Origin of the sequence: Pseudomonas sp. BF-RE-21 (assembly GCF_019947305.1) — a bacterium.
GTDB classification, from domain to species: domain Bacteria; phylum Pseudomonadota; class Gammaproteobacteria; order Pseudomonadales; family Pseudomonadaceae; genus Aquipseudomonas; species Aquipseudomonas migulae.
Map to the genome: position 1 here is coordinate 1 of NZ_JAGYGF010000040.1, position 17,815 is coordinate 17,815.

At 60.0% G+C, this 17,815-nt stretch carries 17 protein-coding genes; 7 read left to right on the forward strand and 10 right to left on the reverse strand.

Features of this window, described 5'->3' with window-relative positions:
- Positions 1 to 278: 278 nt before the first annotated feature.
- The 5 genes from KGB25_RS21770 to KGB25_RS21790 are packed head-to-tail and all read right to left on the reverse strand — an operon-like array spanning position 279 to position 4,991.
- Positions 279 to 737, reverse strand: a complete 459-nt coding sequence (locus KGB25_RS21770) for a metallophosphoesterase family protein (RefSeq protein ID WP_223436581.1) — start codon at positions 735 to 737, stop codon at positions 279 to 281.
- 41 nt (positions 738 to 778) lie between these two features.
- The gene (locus KGB25_RS21775) at positions 779 to 1,903 is read right to left on the reverse strand and encodes an agmatine/peptidylarginine deiminase (protein WP_223436583.1); all 1,125 of its coding nucleotides are present in this window, start codon (positions 1,901 to 1,903) and stop codon (positions 779 to 781) included.
- Between the two features lie 23 nt (positions 1,904 to 1,926).
- Positions 1,927 to 3,024: an extracellular solute-binding protein gene (locus KGB25_RS21780; protein WP_192415795.1), complete on the reverse strand. Its 1,098-nt coding sequence runs from the start codon at positions 3,022 to 3,024 to the stop codon at positions 1,927 to 1,929.
- Between the two features lies 1 nt (position 3,025).
- Positions 3,026 to 3,934 carry an N-carbamoylputrescine amidase gene (gene aguB, locus KGB25_RS21785; RefSeq protein WP_223436585.1) on the reverse strand — a complete coding sequence of 303 codons (909 nt, stop codon included), beginning with the start codon at positions 3,932 to 3,934 and terminating at the stop codon, positions 3,026 to 3,028.
- Positions 3,935 to 3,938: 4 nt separating this feature from the next.
- A complete protein-coding gene (locus KGB25_RS21790) occupies positions 3,939 to 4,991 on the reverse strand; it encodes an agmatine/peptidylarginine deiminase (RefSeq protein WP_223436588.1) in 1,053 nt (350 codons plus the stop codon).
- Between the two features lie 134 nt (positions 4,992 to 5,125).
- On the opposite strand from KGB25_RS21790, the gene KGB25_RS21795 reads away from it, so the two are divergent.
- Both KGB25_RS21795 and KGB25_RS21800 read left to right on the forward strand, forming a co-directional pair.
- A complete protein-coding gene (locus tag KGB25_RS21795) occupies positions 5,126 to 5,980 on the forward strand; it encodes a LysR substrate-binding domain-containing protein (protein ID WP_223436590.1) in 855 nt (284 codons plus the stop codon).
- Between the two features lie 91 nt (positions 5,981 to 6,071).
- A complete protein-coding gene (locus tag KGB25_RS21800; RefSeq protein ID WP_223436592.1) occupies positions 6,072 to 6,965 on the forward strand; it encodes a LysR family transcriptional regulator in 894 nt (297 codons plus the stop codon).
- On the opposite strand, the gene KGB25_RS21805 is transcribed toward KGB25_RS21800, so the two are convergent.
- The 5 genes from KGB25_RS21805 to KGB25_RS21825 form a co-directional block, all read right to left on the reverse strand.
- Entirely contained in the window at positions 6,953 to 8,125 is a 1,173-nt protein-coding gene (locus KGB25_RS21805) for a cupin domain-containing carboxymuconolactone decarboxylase family protein (RefSeq protein WP_223436594.1), read from the reverse strand. The two genes, KGB25_RS21800 and KGB25_RS21805, sit on opposite strands and share 13 nt — an antisense overlap.
- A gap of 13 nt (positions 8,126 to 8,138) precedes the next feature.
- Positions 8,139 to 9,194, reverse strand: a complete 1,056-nt coding sequence (locus tag KGB25_RS21810; protein ID WP_223436596.1) for an alpha/beta hydrolase — start codon at positions 9,192 to 9,194, stop codon at positions 8,139 to 8,141.
- Between the two features lie 60 nt (positions 9,195 to 9,254).
- On the reverse strand, positions 9,255 to 10,349 hold the full coding sequence (locus KGB25_RS21815; protein WP_223436598.1) for an alpha/beta hydrolase: 1,095 nt from the start codon (positions 10,347 to 10,349) through the stop codon (positions 9,255 to 9,257).
- 247 nt (positions 10,350 to 10,596) lie between these two features.
- A complete protein-coding gene (locus tag KGB25_RS21820; RefSeq protein ID WP_008027160.1) occupies positions 10,597 to 10,977 on the reverse strand; it encodes a RidA family protein in 381 nt (126 codons plus the stop codon).
- A gap of 39 nt (positions 10,978 to 11,016) precedes the next feature.
- Positions 11,017 to 11,988, reverse strand: coding sequence for a GNAT family N-acetyltransferase (locus KGB25_RS21825; RefSeq protein WP_223436600.1), 972 nt, complete (start codon positions 11,986 to 11,988; stop codon positions 11,017 to 11,019).
- A 207-nt stretch (positions 11,989 to 12,195) separates the two neighbouring features.
- On the opposite strand from KGB25_RS21825, the gene KGB25_RS21830 reads away from it, so the two are divergent.
- The 5 genes from KGB25_RS21830 to KGB25_RS21850 all read left to right on the forward strand — a co-directional run bounded on the left by KGB25_RS21830 (position 12,196) and on the right by KGB25_RS21850 (position 17,685).
- A complete protein-coding gene (locus tag KGB25_RS21830; RefSeq protein ID WP_032832474.1) occupies positions 12,196 to 13,506 on the forward strand; it encodes a flavin-containing monooxygenase in 1,311 nt (436 codons plus the stop codon).
- 21 nt (positions 13,507 to 13,527) lie between these two features.
- Complete coding sequence (locus KGB25_RS21835) at positions 13,528 to 13,944, forward strand: RidA family protein (RefSeq protein WP_008038953.1); 417 nt, start codon at positions 13,528 to 13,530, stop codon at positions 13,942 to 13,944.
- 121 nt (positions 13,945 to 14,065) lie between these two features.
- Positions 14,066 to 14,743 (forward strand): DUF1028 domain-containing protein, encoded by a 678-nt coding sequence (locus KGB25_RS21840; protein WP_008038956.1) that lies wholly within the window; start codon positions 14,066 to 14,068, stop codon positions 14,741 to 14,743.
- Positions 14,740 to 15,891 carry an acetylornithine deacetylase gene (gene argE / locus KGB25_RS21845; RefSeq protein ID WP_223436602.1) on the forward strand — a complete coding sequence of 384 codons (1,152 nt, stop codon included), beginning with the start codon at positions 14,740 to 14,742 and terminating at the stop codon, positions 15,889 to 15,891. Before KGB25_RS21840 ends, argE begins: the two co-directional genes overlap by 4 nt.
- 378 nt (positions 15,892 to 16,269) lie before the next feature.
- Entirely contained in the window at positions 16,270 to 17,685 is a 1,416-nt protein-coding gene (locus KGB25_RS21850) for a purine-cytosine permease family protein (protein ID WP_223436605.1), read from the forward strand.
- Positions 17,686 to 17,815: the final 130 nt, after the last annotated feature.

The following is a 17,815-nucleotide window of genomic DNA, read 5'->3' on the forward strand; positions in this document are numbered from 1 at the left end:
TTAACGATTAAGCGTTTCTACAGAATAAACGCGGCGCCTGTGAGTCCATCGCCAGCAAGCCAGCTCCTACAGTGCAGCGGCGCACACAAGACCCAGCCTCACCCAAACCCTGTAGGAGCCGGCTTGCCGGCGATGGTCGTTAACGATTAAGCGTTTCTACAGAATAAACGCGGCGCCTGTGAGTCCATCGCTGGCAAGCCAGCTCCTACAGTGCAGCGGTGTACGCAAGACCAAGCCTCACCCAATCCCGCAAACGAGCCATTGTTGCTTCGCGCACTTCACTCCAACAGCGAGACCAGGCGCGGTTCTAAAGCAGTCTCGAATACCTCCAGCAACGCCAGCGTCACCGGCAGTTTGAAGCGCCTGCGTCCCGCACTACCCGGATTGAGATAAAGCACTTCACTGCGCCATTCGATGCACGGCTTGTGCGAATGGCCGGTGATCACCAGCTTGACCGTCGCATCAAGCTCGGCCGGGACATCGGCGATGTCATGTACCAACAAGGTCTCCAACCCGCCGAGGTCGAAACGCAGGCAATCTGCAAGATCCTTTGCCCAGGGAGCATCAAGATCATTGTTCCCGCGCACGACATGCAGTGGAGCGATTGCCCCAAGCTGCTCAAGGATTTCGGAGCTGCCGATGTCGCCCGCATGGATGATCCGTTCACACCCCTCCAAAGCCGCAAGGGCCTCAGGGCGGAGCAGTCCATGGGTATCGGAAATCACGCCAACCTTCATACAAAGCTCCCGACCAGGCTCAAGCAGTGGAGCATCGCAGACTAAACCAACGGCTGATGACTGGTCACACAATGAATACCGCCACCGCCGGCCGAGATCGCGTCGATGTTCAGTTGCACCACCTCTCGATCAGGATAAAGCCCGGACAACAGATCAAAGGCTTTGGCATCTGCCACCTTGTCACCAAACTCCGGCGCAATCACCGCGTCGTTGATCACGAAGTAGTTGATATAGCCCGCTGCAAAGTCCGGGTTGCTGCGGTTGAACCTGCTCTTTCGTGGATTAAGCGGCGGCGACACGGTATGGACCTGCAGCTTGCGGCCATCGGCATCCGTGGCATTTTTCAGAATATCCAGATGAGCTCGCGTGACCTTGTAATCGTATGACTCGGGGTCGTTGTCGAGGTTGGCGATCACCACGCCAGGCTTGACGAAACGGGCGTAGAAATCGACATGCGCATCGGTGATGTCCTTGCCCTTGATGCCCGGCAGCCAAATGATTTTGCGCAGGCCCAAGCGGGCTTTCAGTTCTTCCTCGACCTCGGCCTTGCTCCAGTCCGGGTTGCGATTTTTATTGATCCAGCTGCTCTCGGTCATGATCCCGGTGCCGTGACCATCCACTTCGATGCCGCCGCCCTCGCCCACCAGTTCGCTGCGCAGGTAACGCGCATCCGTGGCGTCGGCCACCTGTGCCGCCAGTTGCGCATCTTCGCTGTGCTGCTGTTTGTTGCCCCAGCCATTGAAGTTGAAATCCACGGCGCCAAGTACGCCCTTGTCATCAATGACGAAGTTGGCGCCGATGTCGCGCATCCAGATGTCGTCGAGTTCGGTGACGACGTAGGTGATGTTGCTCTTGCCGCAATGCTCTTCGGCCAGGCTCCGCTCGTGCTCGCGACAGAAAACGGTAACCGGTTCATGGCGGGCGATGGTGCGCGCAATCAGGCCAATGGCCGCTTGCACGTCGGCGGTGAAATCCTCCCAGATCGCCTCTTGTGCACCAAAAGCAATGAAGGCTTGCTCGTGGCGATCGCCCTCATCCGGCATGCGCCAACCGACTTGGGTGGCTGCGTGCGCGGACAAAGGCGTCAGGCCAAAACCGATGGAGGCAACCGCCCCCATCCCCGCCACGACCGAAACCTGCTTGATGAACTCGCGACGCGTCGACATGTATTGATCCTTGGAAAGTGAACTCATTTTGCGGTGGCCGTCTTGAACTTGGTCCAGGTGCGCATCCGCGCGCGCATATCGGATTGGGGGATGTCCTTGCCCGGAATCAGCCGCGCATAGGTGGCCTCATCGAGGTAAATGTCCGGGTTGTTGCGCATTGTCGCATCGACGCTCGGCCGCGCCTTGGCGTTGGAGGTCGGGTAGCCGGTGAAGTTACTGATGTCGGCCATGTTCTGCGGGCGCATGACGAAGTTGATGAACGCATAAGCGTACTCCGGATGTTTCGCATCGACCGGAATCGCCATGGTGTCCATCCACACGGTGGTGCCTTCACGGGGGATGCGGTACTCGAATCGGGTGCTTTTGCCGGCGCTGTCGGACGTCCGTTGCGCCTGGGTCATGTCGCCGCTGTAACCGAGCGACACGCACAGATTGCCATTAACCAGATCGGTCACCGGCTGCGACTGGAACTTGCGAATGTGTGGCCGCAATTTCATCAGCAATTCACTCGCCGCCGCGAGGTCTTCGGGCCTGGCGCTGCGCGGTTCCCGACCGAGGTAATTGAGCACCACGGCGAGCACTTCATCCGGTGAGTCGATCATCGAAATACCGCAGTCGGCAAATTTGCCGGCCAGCTCCGGCTTGAACAACATATCGAGGCTGTTGACCGGTGCATCGGGCAAGCGCTGTTTGATCTGCTCATCATTGTAGGTCAGGCCGATGGTGCCCCACGTGTAAGGCACGGTGGCCTGACTCGAAGTTTCATACTGCCTGCGCAGTTTCTGCAAACCGGGCTCGATGTCGTCCAGCGCGGTGAGTTTGCTGCGGTCCAGCGGCAGCAGGCTGCCGGCGCGCATCAAGCGTTCGGCCACCGTGTCGCCAGGGAAGATCAGGTCATAACCGCTGCCACCGGCGAGCATCTTGGCTTCCAGCGTTTCGCTGCCATCCATGACGTCATAGATCACTTTGATCCCGGTTTCAGCGGTGAATTTCGCCAGCGTGTCCTCGGCAAAATAATCGGCCCAGTTGTACAGCCTGAGGGTTTTCTCTTCGGCGTGCAGCGACGACGAGGCCAGTGCCAACCCCAAGGTGCCGAGCAACAACGTGTGCGCAATGCCCATATCAAACTCCTTGAGTGTTCCAGCGTGCATGAAGGTGACGACCGTCCTGACTCAACAACGCCCCGTACATCTCCGGGCGACGGTCGCGGTAGATGCCCCAGCTCAGGCGCTCTTCGCGCATGGCGCTCAAGTCCAGGCTGTGCACCAGCACGCCAGTGCTGTCACGGTCGGCCTCGGCGAGCAGTTTGCCCTTGTGATTGCAGATGAACGACGAGCCATAGAAGCCCATTTGCAAGGTCGGATCGGTGGTCGCCGCTTCTCGGCCGACGCGATTGGCGGCCACCACCGGCAGGATATTCGCGGCCGCATGGCCACGCATGGTCATCTGCCAGTGGTCACGGGAATCCAGCTCGGCGCAGCCAGGTTCAGAACCGATGGCGGTGGGAAACAGCAAGACTTCAGCGCCCATCAACGCCAGGCAACGGGCGGTCTCGGGGAACCACTGATCCCAGCAGATCCCCACACCGAGGCGCCCGAACGCGGTGTCCCAGACCCGGAAACCGGTATCGCCGGGGCTGAAGTATTCCTTCTCCTGATAACCGATGGCGTTGGGGATGTGGGTCTTGCGATACACGCCCAACAAGCGTCCGTCGGCATCCGCCACGCTCAGAGAATTGAAATAGGCATTGCCGGCCTTCTCGAACCAGCTCAGCGGCAGCACCACGCCCAACTCCTTGGCCAAGGCGGCAAAGCGTTTGAGTACACGGCTGTATTGATATTCCTCGGCCAGTGCCAAGTGTTTGTGGCTTTGCTCGATGCAGAAATACGGCGTGGCAAACAGCTCCTGCAACAGGATGACTTGAGCGCCCTTCGCCGCGGCCTCGCGAACCAACTGCTCGGCAAGGTCGAGGTTGCGCGGCAAATCCCAGGTGCAGGGCATTTGGGTGGTAGCAATCGTCAATAGAGTCATGGCATCAACCCTTCACTGGCCAGGCAGGCTGCTGTTGGGTGATGCAATGCACCCCGCCGCCGCCATGGGCCAGATGGTTGATCCGCACCAGCACCACTTCACGCCCAGGGAATGCCTGGGCCAACACTTCGGCCGCTGCGTGGTCGGCGTCGATGCCGTAGGCCGGCATGATGATCGCGTCGTTGGCGATGTAGAAATTGGTGTACGAGGCGCAGAACACTTCAGCCTCAGTGTCCACCGCATCGGTGGCTTCATAGAGCTCGATCAGCTCGAACTTCCGGCCTTGGGCATCGGTGGCCAGTTCCAGCGCACGGCGATTCTCGCGAGCCACTTCGGCATACACCGACTGCTTGTCGTGAGTCGCGTCCACCAGCAACACGCCGGGGCGTGCGAATGCGCAGACACCATCGACATGGCCGTCAGTCATGTCGCCGGTCACGTAGTCCGGATCGCCCGGCAGCCAGATGGTTTTCTTCACGCCCAGCAGACGCGTGAAAATCTCCTCCATCTCAGCCTTGGTCATCCCAGGGTTACGGTTAGGATTGAGCAACACCGACTCGGTGGTGATCAGCGTGCCCTCGCCGTCGACATGGATCGCCCCGCCTTCGTTACTCAGCGGAGTGCCGAAGCACGGCAAGCCCAGGTGATTGAGTGCGCGGCGCGCCAGGCCTTCATCCAGATCGTGCGCCGACTTGCCGCCCCACGCATTGAAACGCCAGCTCACACCGGCCAGCCCTTGTTGCGGGTGGCAAACGAAGCTTGGGCCGGAGTCGCGGCACCAACTGTCGTTTACCGCCAATTCGATCAGTTCGATGTTTGGCCCACAAAGCGCCTTGGCACTCGCGACAGCCGACGGATCAACGACCATTTTCACCGGTTCGAAACGAGCGATGGCGTTGGCTACCCCGGCGAAATCCTTTTGCACTTGTGCGAGGGTGACGCGCCAACCCGACTCCCAGAGTGCCTGATTGTGTGGCCAGACCATCCAGGTCGCTGCGTGCCTTACCCATTCTGCCGGCATCAACCAGCCGCTGTTCTGAAGTTCGTTCTGCTGCATGACAATCGCCCTTGAGTTAAGTCATTGTGTTCAATGAAAATGACCTTTGCGGTCTTGGCATGCATGCTACGGCTGTAAAAACGGGCGAACAAACGATGGATTTTGCAGAAAAGTGATTAGAGGAACTTATCAATATGCTCAAGCACTGGCCCCCGCTCAGCACCCTTCGCGGCTTTGAAGCCGCCGCTCGCCTGGGCAGTTTTCACAAGGCCGCCGACGAGCTGCACCTGACCCAATCGGCGATCAGCCAGCAGATTCGAACGCTTGAGGCGTACCTTGAGCAGCCGCTGTTTTTTCGCAGTGGACGCAGCGTCAGCCTGACCGATGCCGGACACGATTTGCTCAGCACCACGCAGGCGTTGCTGCAGCAATTATCGGTCGGCATTCGTCGTCTCGGGCAATACCAGAAACCCAACCAACTGGTGCTCAACACCACGCCGACATTCGCTCGTCATTGGCTGCTGCCACGTCTTGGGGATTTTCGCCGGCAGCATCCGGAGGTTGATCTGTGGATTTTCAGCACCGATGAAGTCCCGGACATGGCCACCCAGACCATCGACCTCGCTGTGCGCGATGACATCAGCTCCCAGGCCGAATGCAGCTTCAAAGTGCTGCACGCCGATCGCCTCTATCCGGCGTGTCATCCCGATGTATTGGCCGTGCCCATCGAACAGCGCACCACCCTGCACGGCGAGCGGGAAATGGACTGGAGCCATTGGGACGTCGAGGCCGGCATCGATGTGGGGCAGAAGGATCAGGGGTTGAATTTTTCCGACCCCGGATTGCTGCTGGACGCGGCGTGCGCGGGGTTAGGGATTGCGCTGGTCAGCCAGTTGCTGAGTCGGCAGGCGCGTGACAACGGACTGCTGCAACCGTTGGTGGAGGAAACCATTCGCGGGCCGAATTGGGCGTTGTTGACGCACCGGGACAGTGAGAACAATCCGTTGGCGCGCAGTTTTATCGAATGGTTGCTGAATAACCTGACGTGACGCGGTCTTTTCGACATCCTGCAAAGCGCTTTCGCAGGCCTCAAGGTAAGCTCCTCGTTCCTCTTTGGAAACGTGACCCAGGGATGTACAAATGACCGTTGAAAGCTACGACCAACTCGCGATCTTCTCGGCCGTGGCGCAGGAGCGCAGTTTCACCCGCGCCGCTGCCAGGCTGGGCATGTCACAGCCCGCATTGAGCCGGGCCATGCGCCAGCTGGAGGAACGACTGGGCGTCAGGTTACTGTCTCGCACCACGCGCAGCGTATCCCCCACGGAAGCGGGCGAACATCTGCTGAAAGTGATCGCCCCAAGGTTCGAAGAGATCGACATCGAGCTGGCATTGCTCAGCGAATTCCGCGACAAGCCCGCAGGTAAACTGCGTATTACCGCCGGCGAGCATTCCGCGATTACGGTCCTGCAACCAGTACTTGCGAAGCTGCTGCCCGACAATCCCGATCTCAATATCGAAATCATCGTCGACTACGGCCTGACTGACATTGTGGCGGAAGGCTTCGACGCTGGTGTTCGGCTGGGTGAGCAGGTCGCCAAAGACATGATCGCCATGCGCATCGGTCCCGACATGCGCATGGCGGTTGTCGGCTCCCCGGCGTATTTCGCCCGGCATTCAAAGCCAGACATCCCAAGCGACCTCATGCAGCACAACTGCATTACGCTGCGCATGCCCACCTACGGCGGCCTCTTTCTCTGGGAGTTCGAGAAGGATGGGCAAGAACTGAACGTACGCGTCGAAGGCCAAATGGTGTTCAACAACATCGCCATGCGCATGGAGGCCGCCCTTCAGGGGTTGGGGCTGGCCTATATGCCCGAAGACCAGGTGCAGGAGCATATTGCGCAAGGCCGGTTGATTCGCGTGCTCGCGGATTGGTGCGAGCCGTTCTCGGGGTACCACCTCTATTACCCGAGCCGACGCCAGAGCTCGCCCGCCTTCGCACTGCTGCGCGAAGCCCTGCGCTATTTGGGTTGATTTGCCTGGGCAGCATTCAGCGCCGCGTCGGCACGTTTGGCTGCATCGGCATGACCTTGCTCCGCCAGCAGCCGGACCAATTGACGCAATTGCGAAACGCTCAGGCCGACCCGCAGGCTCGCGGCCATGTGCGAACGCAGCTGCGACTCCACACCGGGAGTGACGGCCAACGCTGCGACCGTGGCCAACTCACGACTTTGCCAGTCCAGGTTATCGCGCTCGAAAATATCGCCGAACAAATGCGCCTGCAGATACTGGTTGATGACAGGTGCGAAGTCGAACAGCGGGCCCTGAACAGGCGCACCGGCAATACGGGTCTGATTGGCCTTGCCCACCGACAGCAGTTCACCACCGGTGGGAATGACACGACCGGGCTCGCGCCCCGGATCGTCCTGGATGCCGTTTTTCTTGCGCACCTCCACAACCCTCATCAGCTCGCCAAGTGCGTTGAGGCTGCGTGGAAAACCGGTGTAGGCGTAGAGTTGCACCAGTATTTCCTTCGCCTCGCTGACGGTCAGGCCCGCGTCCAGCCCCTGATTCAATGCAGTATTCAGCCCCGGCATGTTGCTGCTGGCCATATGGGCAGCAATCAGCGGGATGGCTTGCTGCCTCGCGGACAGCACCTCGGAAGCGAGATTTTCGGTGGACATTGATGTCGGCGTCACGGGTTCGTGGGCGCGGTATTGATCGTCGGTGACTTTCTCCAGCCAATCCACACTTTTGCCATTCACAGCACCGGTCACCGCCAGATGGGTCATGGCACTTGACGGTGCGGCGCCGTGCCAATGCTTGACGCCCGGCGGGCAGACGATCACGTCGCCGGGGAGGATTTCCTGCACAGGCTTGCCCCACTCCTGGGTCAAGCCCACACCGGAAACCACCACCAATCGCTGGCCTGCGGGATGGGTGTGCCAGGCCGAACGCGCCCCCGGCTCGAAGGTCACGTAGGCGCTGGACGCATTGATTTCATTCGTGACGGGGAACAAGGGGTCGACGCGTACTTGCCCGGTAAAATAATCCGCCGGTCCCGCTGTGGAAGATTGGGAGCCTGCGCGACTGATCTGCTGAACGGACCGGGACTCACCGGCACTTTCAGCACCCGCAGCGCTGGCGAAGGGCGCTGCGACGCAAACCGCGATCCCCAAAAGAGTGTTTTTCATAATGCCCCCCAAGTCAGAGCGTTCTGGCGTAAAACGCGTTCAACTGCGCAATGGCGACGTCAACATACTCAGGCACCCAATAGGTTTCGATATGAGTTGCGCCATCGATGGTGAACAGCTTCTTGTCCTGTGTACCGGTGGCCTTGGCAAAGGCTTGCTCCGACATATACAGGCTGTCCGCCTTGCTGCCCGCGATCATCAGCAACGGCTTGTCGATCAGTTCGATCTGATCCGTCGCATCGAAGCTCATCAGGTCCAGCAGGCTGCTCAGGGTGTATCTGAAGGTCGAGTTGGGGTGAGCATGAGTCTTGCCGTAGTACTCAAAACCCTGCCGATACAAATCAAATGGCAGCTTGGCGATCTGCTCGTCGGTGAGTTTGGCATCGCCGATGTAGAGGATTTCTCCGCCCGCCGCTTCCTGGGCACGGGCAGCCGAAGCCTGCCGTAAACGCTCCTGAACGGTGGACAGCTGCGAATCCCTGTAGCCATTGCGCCGTACCAGTCCGGAATTGAACATGCTCACCGTTGCGATGGACTGGAAGCGCTTGTCGGTTTGCGCCGCCTTCAATGAATAGCCGCCACCGCCGCAGATACCGAGCAAGCCCAAACGCGAGCCGTCGGCGCCCGGATAGCCAGCGATAAAATCCGCCATGCCATGGATGTCTTCGACGCGGTTCGTTGGTTTGTCGACGTTGCGCGGCTGACCGCCACTGCCTCCCTGATACGCCGCATCCGCAGTGATCGTGATATAGCCCTGATCTGCCAGGCGCTGGGCATACAGGCCTGCAACCTGCTCCTTCACCCCGCCATTGGGATGCGCCACGACAACAACCGGGTACTTCTTCGCCGAGTCATAGTTCGCGGGGGTGTAAACGTTGGCGGCAATGTCCAGGCCATTGAGTTTGTAGGTGACCGGATGGATGTTGACCTTTCCGGGCTCGTTCTTCGTCAGCGCGCCACCGTAGGTCAATGTGAATGGATTCTGCTTGTAGTCCCCTGCCTCGACTTCGGCTCCGGACATCCCGATCATGGCGGCCAGGAATGTGGCCTTTATCGTGGTTCGCGTCATATGAATATTCCTGCCAATTCCTGTTTCCAAGGTGCACGGCAGCCATGGCCGTGCGCGTAATCAATCAAGATTTTTTTCTGCGAGGAAGGTCGAAACCAGGTCCGCGATCTCGATGTTGTTCAAGTCAGAAAACGGGAAGTGGCTATTGCCCTTGATCCCGATCTCCGGCAAATGAATGAGCTTTACGTCACCGCCATGGCGATTCACCGCATCACGCCACAGGCGCGCCATCTCAAGCCGCGCGCGCCAGCTGTCCTGAGCAGGCAAACGAACCGGTTTGTCGGGGATGTTGTCGCCGTAGAAGATGAGGATGGGGATACGGGTCAGCGCTTCGAACTGTTCCTTCGAGACGATCTGTGCCGAGACTGTGTCGAATGCGCTGGGGATCGGCACGGGCCCCTCCCCCTCGGGAAACACGAAGCTGCTGCCCGGTTCAAATGCGACGATAGCCCGCACATTGCGGCTCTTGATCGCCGTCAGCCAACCGGGCCCGCCACCTTGCGAGTGGGTAAACAGAATGGCCGGTCCCGTCTTTTCCAGCAGCGCGGAAACGCCATCGGATACGACCTCAATGTCATAAGGGCCGGTGTTGGGTGTCATCGAGCGGAAGAACTGCTCCAGCGCCTGCGGCCCCCGAGGGAATTGGCTGCCCTCGAAAGTGTCGGGCCACAGGCCAATGCGGAACTGGTTGAACCACATCTGCTCGTCCGCCACCGGTTTGATCGTCGTTTCAACCAGACTGCGTCCTGCATCGCCACGGCGCGGCTGGTCGATCAACCAGGTGGAGAAGCCGCGACGCAAGAAGATGTTCTGAAACCCTTCGCGTCCGTCAGCCGTCGTTTCCCAGGATTTCGCAGACTGCCCCGCGCCATGCCACATGACAATCGGCAACGGGCGAGCGTCAACCGGGACCTGGTAGAACGCATACACATGGTCGCCATGGTAGCTTTGGCCATCAGACAGGGCAGGCTTGTACGGGTCAAAGATGCCCGGCTGAGTCTCAACCCTCCCGCCGGCAATCACGCTGCCCTGCTCCTTGATGACCAGCGGACTGCGCTCGTCCGCTTCGGCGACCGCAGAGGTGCACAGGGCAAAACACAGGGTGCCTGCCTTTGCCAGGGCTGAAACACGATAGAGAATAACGGGATGGGTCATGGGGTGCTCTCGGCGAGAAACGCAGAGAAGCAACTTACCCTCAGACTATTGATTGATAAACAGTACTAATCGGATAGCACTAATACCAAAATCACATAAATGTGATGAGAAAGCCCAACACTTTCCCTGTAGGAGCGAGCCTGCTCGCGATGGAGGCCAACGATAACGCGGGCTTTCTGAATAAGCGCGTTGCGCCTGAGTTCATCGCGAGCAATCGAGCGTCGACCGGCTGCTCCTACCATTTTGCTCAGCCCTTGGCTGCCATCGCGGTCACTTCCACACGCATGCCTTCAACTGCCAGCGAGGCCACGCCCACTGCCGCACGCACCGGCCACGGCTTGGCGAAGAAGCGCTTGTACACCTCGTTGAACGCGGCGCGGTCGGCCATGTCGGTGAGGTAGATGGTCAGGTGCATGACGCGATCCATGGAACTGCCGGCGCGTTCCAGCGCAACCTTCAATGCCTGCAACGTGCATTCGCTCTGCAGGGTGATGTCGCCCAGTTCCAGGCTGCCGTCGGCGCGGGTCGGGATCTGCGTGGAGACCAGGATGCCGTTGAAGCCGGCCACGTCGGAGGAGATGGAATCCGCGTCGGGATCAGGGGTGAAGGTGATGTCTTGGTTCGCCATGGGGTTCTCTTGTTCGAGGAAGTAAAAAGTGTGGGGAGTTTACAGCTTCACCGGGTGACTTGCGCCTCCCCTGCGGCGGGTGAATTGCTGTTCAGTCACCACGCTGCCCCACTGACTGCCTTGTTGTTCGTGGGTCAGCTCAAAACCTTCAGCTTCATAAAGCCGACGCGCGGCGTCCAGGCCCTTGAACGTTGCCAGCTCGATCGCCTCGAAGCCGAACCGGTCGCAGAACTCCACCGCCTCGCGCAGCAACTGGCGCCCCACCCCGCCACCACGGCAACCGTCATCAAGGATGAACCAGCGCAGGTGGGCCTGGTTATTGCCCAGATCCTGCCCGTCGATGGCGATCGAGCCGACGATGCGATCATTCACTGTCGCCACCCAGAGGTTGTTGCAAGGCTGGTCCAGACGCCCCACGAACTCAGCGATGCCGCTGGCGACCTTGCTCTCGAAGAATTGCCCGAACCCTGAGTGCCTGGCGTAAAAGGCGGCATGCATTTCAGTCACGCGCCCAACGACACCGGGACGGTAACCGACGCTGATCTCGACCGGGTTGCCCGGCGCTTTTCCTTCGCCGGTACGGTGTGCATTCAGGGCGTGGGCATACGCCGCCAGCCCCTGGGCGACCGCTTGTTGTTGTGATGGATTCAAGTGCTCCAGCGCCGTTTGGACCTGCGTTCGCCCGTAAGCATGGATCGCAGCCACCGTGCGCCGGCCCTGCTTCGTCAGTTGCAGGCGCTTGACGCGACCATCGCTGTCGGCACTTTCCACCAGCTCGCCGGCCTTGATGAGCTTGGCCACCATGCGGCTGACACTGGACTTGTCCAGATCGAGCAATTGCACGAGTTGAGCGGCGGTCAGCGCCAGGTGTGCTTCGATTTCCAGCAGCGCGTGTACGGCTGAAGGTGAGTAGTCGGTCGCCGCCAGCGTGGCGCGCATGAAGCCCAACTCACGCACCATTGTGCGCGACGCAGAGCGGATTTCTTCAACCAGAGCGGGATGAGTGGTCACTTCAGGCCTCCCCTGAAAAATAGTTGCACTATACAACCATATTTCAGCGTGGAGGTTCAACAGGCCCTGAGTCAAACGCTCTGCATCAGTTATTTATACTCAAATGCCAGCTTAATAATATTTTACCGATAACAGGGTCATCCCTAGTCTTGAGCCCAAGAAATGGCAGGCCGTTCGCGACCTAAATCCAACTCGAAGGGTATAGAGATGACCACTGAAAAAATAAAAACAGATACGCTGATTGTTGGTGCCGGTCAGGCTGGCGTGGCCATGAGTGAACACCTGAGCAAACTCGGCGTGCCGCACCTGGTGCTGGAGCGCAACCGTATCGCCGAGCGCTGGCGCACCGGGCGCTGGGATTCGCTGGTGGCGAATGGTCCGGCGTGGCACGACCGTTTTCCGGGCCTTGATTTTGACGACCTCAGCCCCGACGAATTTGCACCGAAAGAACGCGTGGCCGATTACTTCGAAGCCTACGCGAAGAAATTCAACGCGCCGATCCGCACCGGCGTGGACGTGCTGAAAGTTGAACGCAACGTTGGCCGTCCGGGTTTCACCATCGAAACTTCTGAAGGCGTGATCGAGGCTAACCGTGTGGTCGCCGCCACCGGGCCTTTCCAGCGTCCGGTCATCCCACCGATTGCACCGCAGGATCAGCCTTTCCTGCAAATCCACTCCGCCGATTATCGCAACCCGCAGCAACTGCCTGAAGGCGCGGTGCTGGTGGTTGGCGCGGGCTCGTCCGGCGTGCAGATCGCCGATGAATTGCAGCGGGCCGGCAAGCAGGTTTACCTCTCGGTCGGTGCCCACGACCGCCCGCCTCGCGCCTATCGCAACCGTGATTTCTGCTGGTGGCTGGGGGTGCTTGGCGAGTGGGATCAAGCGGCGATGAAGCCCGGTCGCGAACACGTGACCATCGCGGTCAGCGGCGCACATGGCGGCCGTACGGTGGACTTCCGTGGCCTCGCTCATCGCGGCATGACGCTGGTCGGCCTGACCCAGGCGTTCAACGGCGGCGTGGCGACCTTCCAGCCGAACCTGGCCGAGAACCTGGCGCGTGGCGACGAGAATTATCTGGCGCTGCTCAACGCCGCCGACGCCTACATCGAACGCAATGGCCTGGACCTGCCGCAAGAACCGGAAGCGCGTATCACCTTCCCCGATCCGGACTGCGTGACCCATCCGATTCTTGAGCTGGACCTGGCCAAGGCCGGCGTGACCTCAATCATCTGGGCCACCGGTTTTGCCACGGACTACAGCTGGCTGAAGGTCGATGCCTTCGACGACAAAGGCAAACCGCAGCATCAACGCGGTGTGTCGAGCGAACCAGGGGTGTATTTCCTCGGTTTGCCTTGGCAGTCCCGTCGCGGCTCTTCGTTCATCTGGGGCGTTTGGCATGACGCCAAGTACGTGGCGGATCACATCGCCATTCAGCGTTCGTACCTCGACTACCACGATGCGGCGCAACGCGAGGCTGAAGTTGTTTCGCTCGCCCCTAAAAAAACTGTCAGCGCTTAAGCCACTTTCCAGGAGCTTCACATGTCCACGCCAACCCATACCCGTATTCGCATGTTCAACACCAAGGAAACCTACCCGAACCAGAGCCTGGACAATGACCTGTGCCAGGCGGTCCGCGCCGGCAATACGGTTTATGTCCGTGGCCAGGTCGGGACTGATTTCGAAGGCCGTCTGGTGGGCCTTGGCGACCCGCGTGCGCAAACCGAGCAAGCCATGCGCAACGTCAAGCAGTTGCTGGAAGAGGCTGGCAGCGACCTCAGTCACATCGTCAAAACCACGACTTACCTGATCGATCCGCGGTATCGCGAGCCGGTGTATCAGGAAGTCGGGAAGTGGTTGAAAGGTGTGTTTCCGATTTCGACCGGGTTGGTGGTGTCGGCGTTGGGGCAACCGCAGTGGTTGATGGAGATTGATGTGATTGCGGTGATTCCCGAGTAGACCGAGTCGCGGCCTTCGCGAGCAAGCTTCGCTCCTACAGGTGATCTGGATTTCCTGTAGGAGCGAAGCTTGCTCGCGAAGAGGCCCGCCCAGACACCTCATTTGCCAAGGAGCAAAACCCATGACCTTCTCCATCGCCGCCCGTTGCCCCGAAACCGGTCAGTTCGGCATCGCCATCAGTTCCTCCAGCATCGCCGTCGGCGCCCGCTGCCCGTGGCTGCTGCCGGGTGTCGGCGCCGTCTCGACGCAAAACATCACCCTGCCCTCCCTCGGCCCGGACGTCCTCGCCCTGATGGAGCAAGGCCTCGCCCCCTTCGATGCGCTGGACAAGGTCCTCACGCGCAACGGCTACAGCCAATACCGGCAGATCACCGCCATCGACCACCTCGGCCAGACCGCCCACTTCAGCGGCGCGCAAACCCTGGGCAACCACAACGCCGTGTCCGGCGAACAATGTGTAGCCGCCGGCAACATGCTTGCGGACCGGGGCGTGATCGAGGCGATGGTCGAGGCCTTCGAACACGGCGAAGGTCAACTCGCCGACCGCCTGCTCGCCGCGATGAAAGCCGCCATCGCCGCTGGTGGCGAAGCCGGGCCGGTGCATTCGGCAGCGATGGTGGTGGTCGGCGAACTGACCTGGCCGATCATCAACCTGCGGGTCGACTGGGCAGATGAAGACCCCATCGGTGGGTTGGAAAAACTCTGGGACGCCTACCGCCCACAAGTCCAGGACTATATCGACCGCGCCCTCGCCCCGGACAAATCCCCCGGCTACGGCGTCGCCGGAGACGACCGATGAGCAGCAGCCGCGACGTGCTGCAAACCCTGGTGGCGTTTGACACCACGAGCCGCGAATCGAACCTGCTGCTCATCGAGTTTGTCCGCGACTATCTCGCGAGTCTCGATGTGCCTTGTGAACTGATCTACAACGAGCAGCGCAGCAAGGCCAATCTGTTTGCCACGATCGGCCCGGCGGACAAGCCAGGGATCGTGCTCTCGGGACATACCGATGTGGTGCCCGTCGATGGCCAGCCGTGGACCGTTGCGCCGTTCGAACTGACCGAGCGCGATGGCAAGTTGTACGGTCGCGGTACGGCGGACATGAAGGGCTTCATTGCTTGCGTGCTTGCCCTCGTTCCATCCTTGGTAAACGCTTCGCTGAGACTGCCGGTGCACATCGCGCTTTCGTACGATGAAGAGGTCGGCTGCCTCGGTGTACGCTCCTTACTGGCGGAGCTGGAACAACGCCTGGTCAAACCGATGCTGTGCATCATTGGAGAACCGACTGAGCTGAAACCGGTGCTCGGGCACAAGGGAAAACTGGCGATGCGCTGTGATATTCACGGTGAAGCGTGCCATTCGGCGTATGCGCCGCTTGGGGTCAATGCCATTGAGTACGCCGCCGAATTGATCGGTAAGCTGGGACGGATCGGTAACCGCCTGAAAGCGCCCGAGCATCACGACGCGCGTTTCGATCCGCCATTTTCCACCGTACAAACCGGTGTTATTTCCGGAGGCAAAGCGTTGAACATTGTCCCGGCCGATTGCCGGTTCGACTTCGAAATACGCGCCCTGCCCTCGCATGATCCAAGTGAAGTCGCCCAGGAATTGAAAGCCTACGCCGAGCAGCAAGTGCTGCCGCGAATGCGTGCGGTCAGTGAACAGAGCGAGATTCGCTTCAGTGAGTTGTCGGCGTATCCCGGATTGGCGACGGACGCCCACAGCGAAGCGGCTGAGTTGATCGCTGCATTTTCCGGCTCCAGGGAATTTGGAACAGTGGCCTTCGGCACCGAGGGCGGCCTGTTCGATGCAGCAGGAATCCCCACCGTTGTCTGCGGCCCCGGGAGCATGGATCAGGGCCATAAACCCGACGAGTTCGTCAGCCTCGAACAATTGAACCGTTGCGATGAAATGCTGCAACGAATGCTCACATTCATCAGCCAATAACGTCGCCCTTGTAGGAGCCAGCTTGCTGGCGATGGCGCCCTCAAAATCGCCATCGCCGGCAAGCCGGCTCCTACAGGTGGCGTGGTGATGCAACGACCCCGAACACCCCAAATAACCCTGTAGGAGCCGGCTTGCCGGCGATGGCGGACTAACATTCAACACCTGTGTTGACTGACACTCCGCCATCGCGAGCAGGCTCACTCCCACAGGGTTTTTGGGCGACCCATGGACCTACTTTTTTTAACGTCTGTACCAACAAAACTACTAATTTATCTATCCCACCCCACCGCACATCATCAACTCCAACAAGAAAAGCGTCGCCCCACGCGGCGCTCACCGAAGTACGTCCACGTACTCAAAATTGCCTTGGAGTCCGTCATGGTTACCGCAGCAACAGCCCCCGCCCCACTCATCGAAAAACACACCATCGGCTACGTGCCACCCGAAGATCGCCACGGCAAAACCCGTGACCTGTTCACCCTCTGGTTCGGCGGCAACATCGCCCCGCTGCCCATCGTCACCGGCGCCCTCGGCGTGCAGATGTTTCACCTCAACCTGGTGTGGGGCATTGTCGCCATCCTCGTCGGCCACCTGGTCGGCGGCGTGCTGATGGCTCTGCACTCGGCGCAAGGCCCGCAGATGGGCATCCCGCAAATGATCCAGAGCCGCGCCCAATTCGGTTCCCTCGGCGCGCTGCTGGTGGTGCTGATCGCCGGCATCATGTACATCGGCTTCTTCGCCTCCAATATCGTCCTCGCCGGCAAGTCCCTGCATGGCGTGGTCGACAGCGTGCCGGTGCCGGTCGGCATCGTCATCGGCGCCCTCGGTTCCGGCATCATCGGCATCATTGGCTATCGCTTCATCCACGTGCTCAACCGCATCGGCACCTGGGTGCTCGGCGCGGGTATCGTGCTCGGCTTCGGCTACATCTTCACCCACGTGCAGACCGCCGACTTCCTCACACGCGGCAGCTTCAATATTTCCGGCTGGCTCGCCACCGTGTCCCTTGCCGCACTCTGGCAGATCGCTTTCGCGCCTTACGTCTCCGACTACTCGCGCTACCTGCCGGCCAACGTGCCCGTCGCCGCAACCTTCTGGACGACTTATCTGGGCACCGTGCTCGGCTCCAGCCTCTCGTTCATCTTCGGCGCCGTCGCCGTCCTCGCCACGCCCGTCGGCATGGACACCATGGACGCCGTCAAACTCGCCACCGGCTCCATCGGCCCATTGATGCTCGTGCTGTTCCTGCTCAGCGTCATCAGCCACAACGCCCTCAACCTCTACGGCGCGGTGCTGTCGCTGATCACCCTGGTGCAAACCTTCGCCTACCGCTGGATCCCCACCGCCAAAAGCCGCGCCATCCTGTCGATCATCCTCCTCGCCGCCTGCTGCTTCGCCGCCGTCGGCGCCTCTGCCAACTTCATCGGCCACTTCGTCGACATGGTGCTGGTGTTGCTCGTGGTGTTGGTGCCATGGACCGCGATCAACCTGATCGACTTCTACGCCATCCACAAAGGCCAGTACGACATCAATTCGATCTTCAAGGTCGATGGCGGCATCTACGGCCGGTACAACCCGCAGGCACTGTTGGCGTACGCGATCGGGATCGTAGTGCAGATTCCGTTCATGAACACGCCGCTGTACGTCGGGCCGATTTCGGAGCACATCAATGGGGCTGACCTGTCCTGGCTGGTGGGCCTGATCATCACCTCGCCGCTCTACTACTGGCTGGCCAATCGCGACACCGCGTACAAGCGCCGCCTCTCCACCGGGAAACTGGCCAATAGCCTCTAACTCCCTCACATTTCAACCGCAATAAAAAACCGCATTAATGCGGTTTTTTATTGCTTGATCATATTATGCAGCTCCAAGATATTGACTATCACGCATAATAAAAACGCCAATAAAACCGTTATTGAAAATT

Coding starts and splice junctions, on each gene's coding strand:
- KGB25_RS21770 (WP_223436581.1), bottom strand. CDS start 737: ATGAAGGTTGGCGTGATTTCCGATACCCATGGACTGCTCCGCCCTGAG.
- KGB25_RS21775 (WP_223436583.1), bottom strand. CDS start 1,903: ATGTCGACGCGTCGCGAGTTCATCAAGCAGGTTTCGGTCGTGGCGGGG.
- KGB25_RS21780 (WP_192415795.1), bottom strand. CDS start 3,024: ATGGGCATTGCGCACACGTTGTTGCTCGGCACCTTGGGGTTGGCACTG.
- aguB (WP_223436585.1), bottom strand. CDS start 3,934: ATGACTCTATTGACGATTGCTACCACCCAAATGCCCTGCACCTGGGAT.
- KGB25_RS21790 (WP_223436588.1), bottom strand. CDS start 4,991: ATGCAGCAGAACGAACTTCAGAACAGCGGCTGGTTGATGCCGGCAGAA.
- KGB25_RS21795 (WP_223436590.1), top strand. CDS start 5,126: ATGCTCAAGCACTGGCCCCCGCTCAGCACCCTTCGCGGCTTTGAAGCC.
- KGB25_RS21800 (WP_223436592.1), top strand. CDS start 6,072: ATGACCGTTGAAAGCTACGACCAACTCGCGATCTTCTCGGCCGTGGCG.
- KGB25_RS21805 (WP_223436594.1), bottom strand. CDS start 8,125: ATGAAAAACACTCTTTTGGGGATCGCGGTTTGCGTCGCAGCGCCCTTC.
- KGB25_RS21810 (WP_223436596.1), bottom strand. CDS start 9,194: ATGACGCGAACCACGATAAAGGCCACATTCCTGGCCGCCATGATCGGG.
- KGB25_RS21815 (WP_223436598.1), bottom strand. CDS start 10,349: ATGACCCATCCCGTTATTCTCTATCGTGTTTCAGCCCTGGCAAAGGCA.
- KGB25_RS21820 (WP_008027160.1), bottom strand. CDS start 10,977: ATGGCGAACCAAGACATCACCTTCACCCCTGATCCCGACGCGGATTCC.
- KGB25_RS21830 (WP_032832474.1), top strand. CDS start 12,196: ATGACCACTGAAAAAATAAAAACAGATACGCTGATTGTTGGTGCCGGT.
- KGB25_RS21835 (WP_008038953.1), top strand. CDS start 13,528: ATGTCCACGCCAACCCATACCCGTATTCGCATGTTCAACACCAAGGAA.
- KGB25_RS21840 (WP_008038956.1), top strand. CDS start 14,066: ATGACCTTCTCCATCGCCGCCCGTTGCCCCGAAACCGGTCAGTTCGGC.
- argE (WP_223436602.1), top strand. CDS start 14,740: ATGAGCAGCAGCCGCGACGTGCTGCAAACCCTGGTGGCGTTTGACACC.
- KGB25_RS21850 (WP_223436605.1), top strand. CDS start 16,270: ATGGTTACCGCAGCAACAGCCCCCGCCCCACTCATCGAAAAACACACC.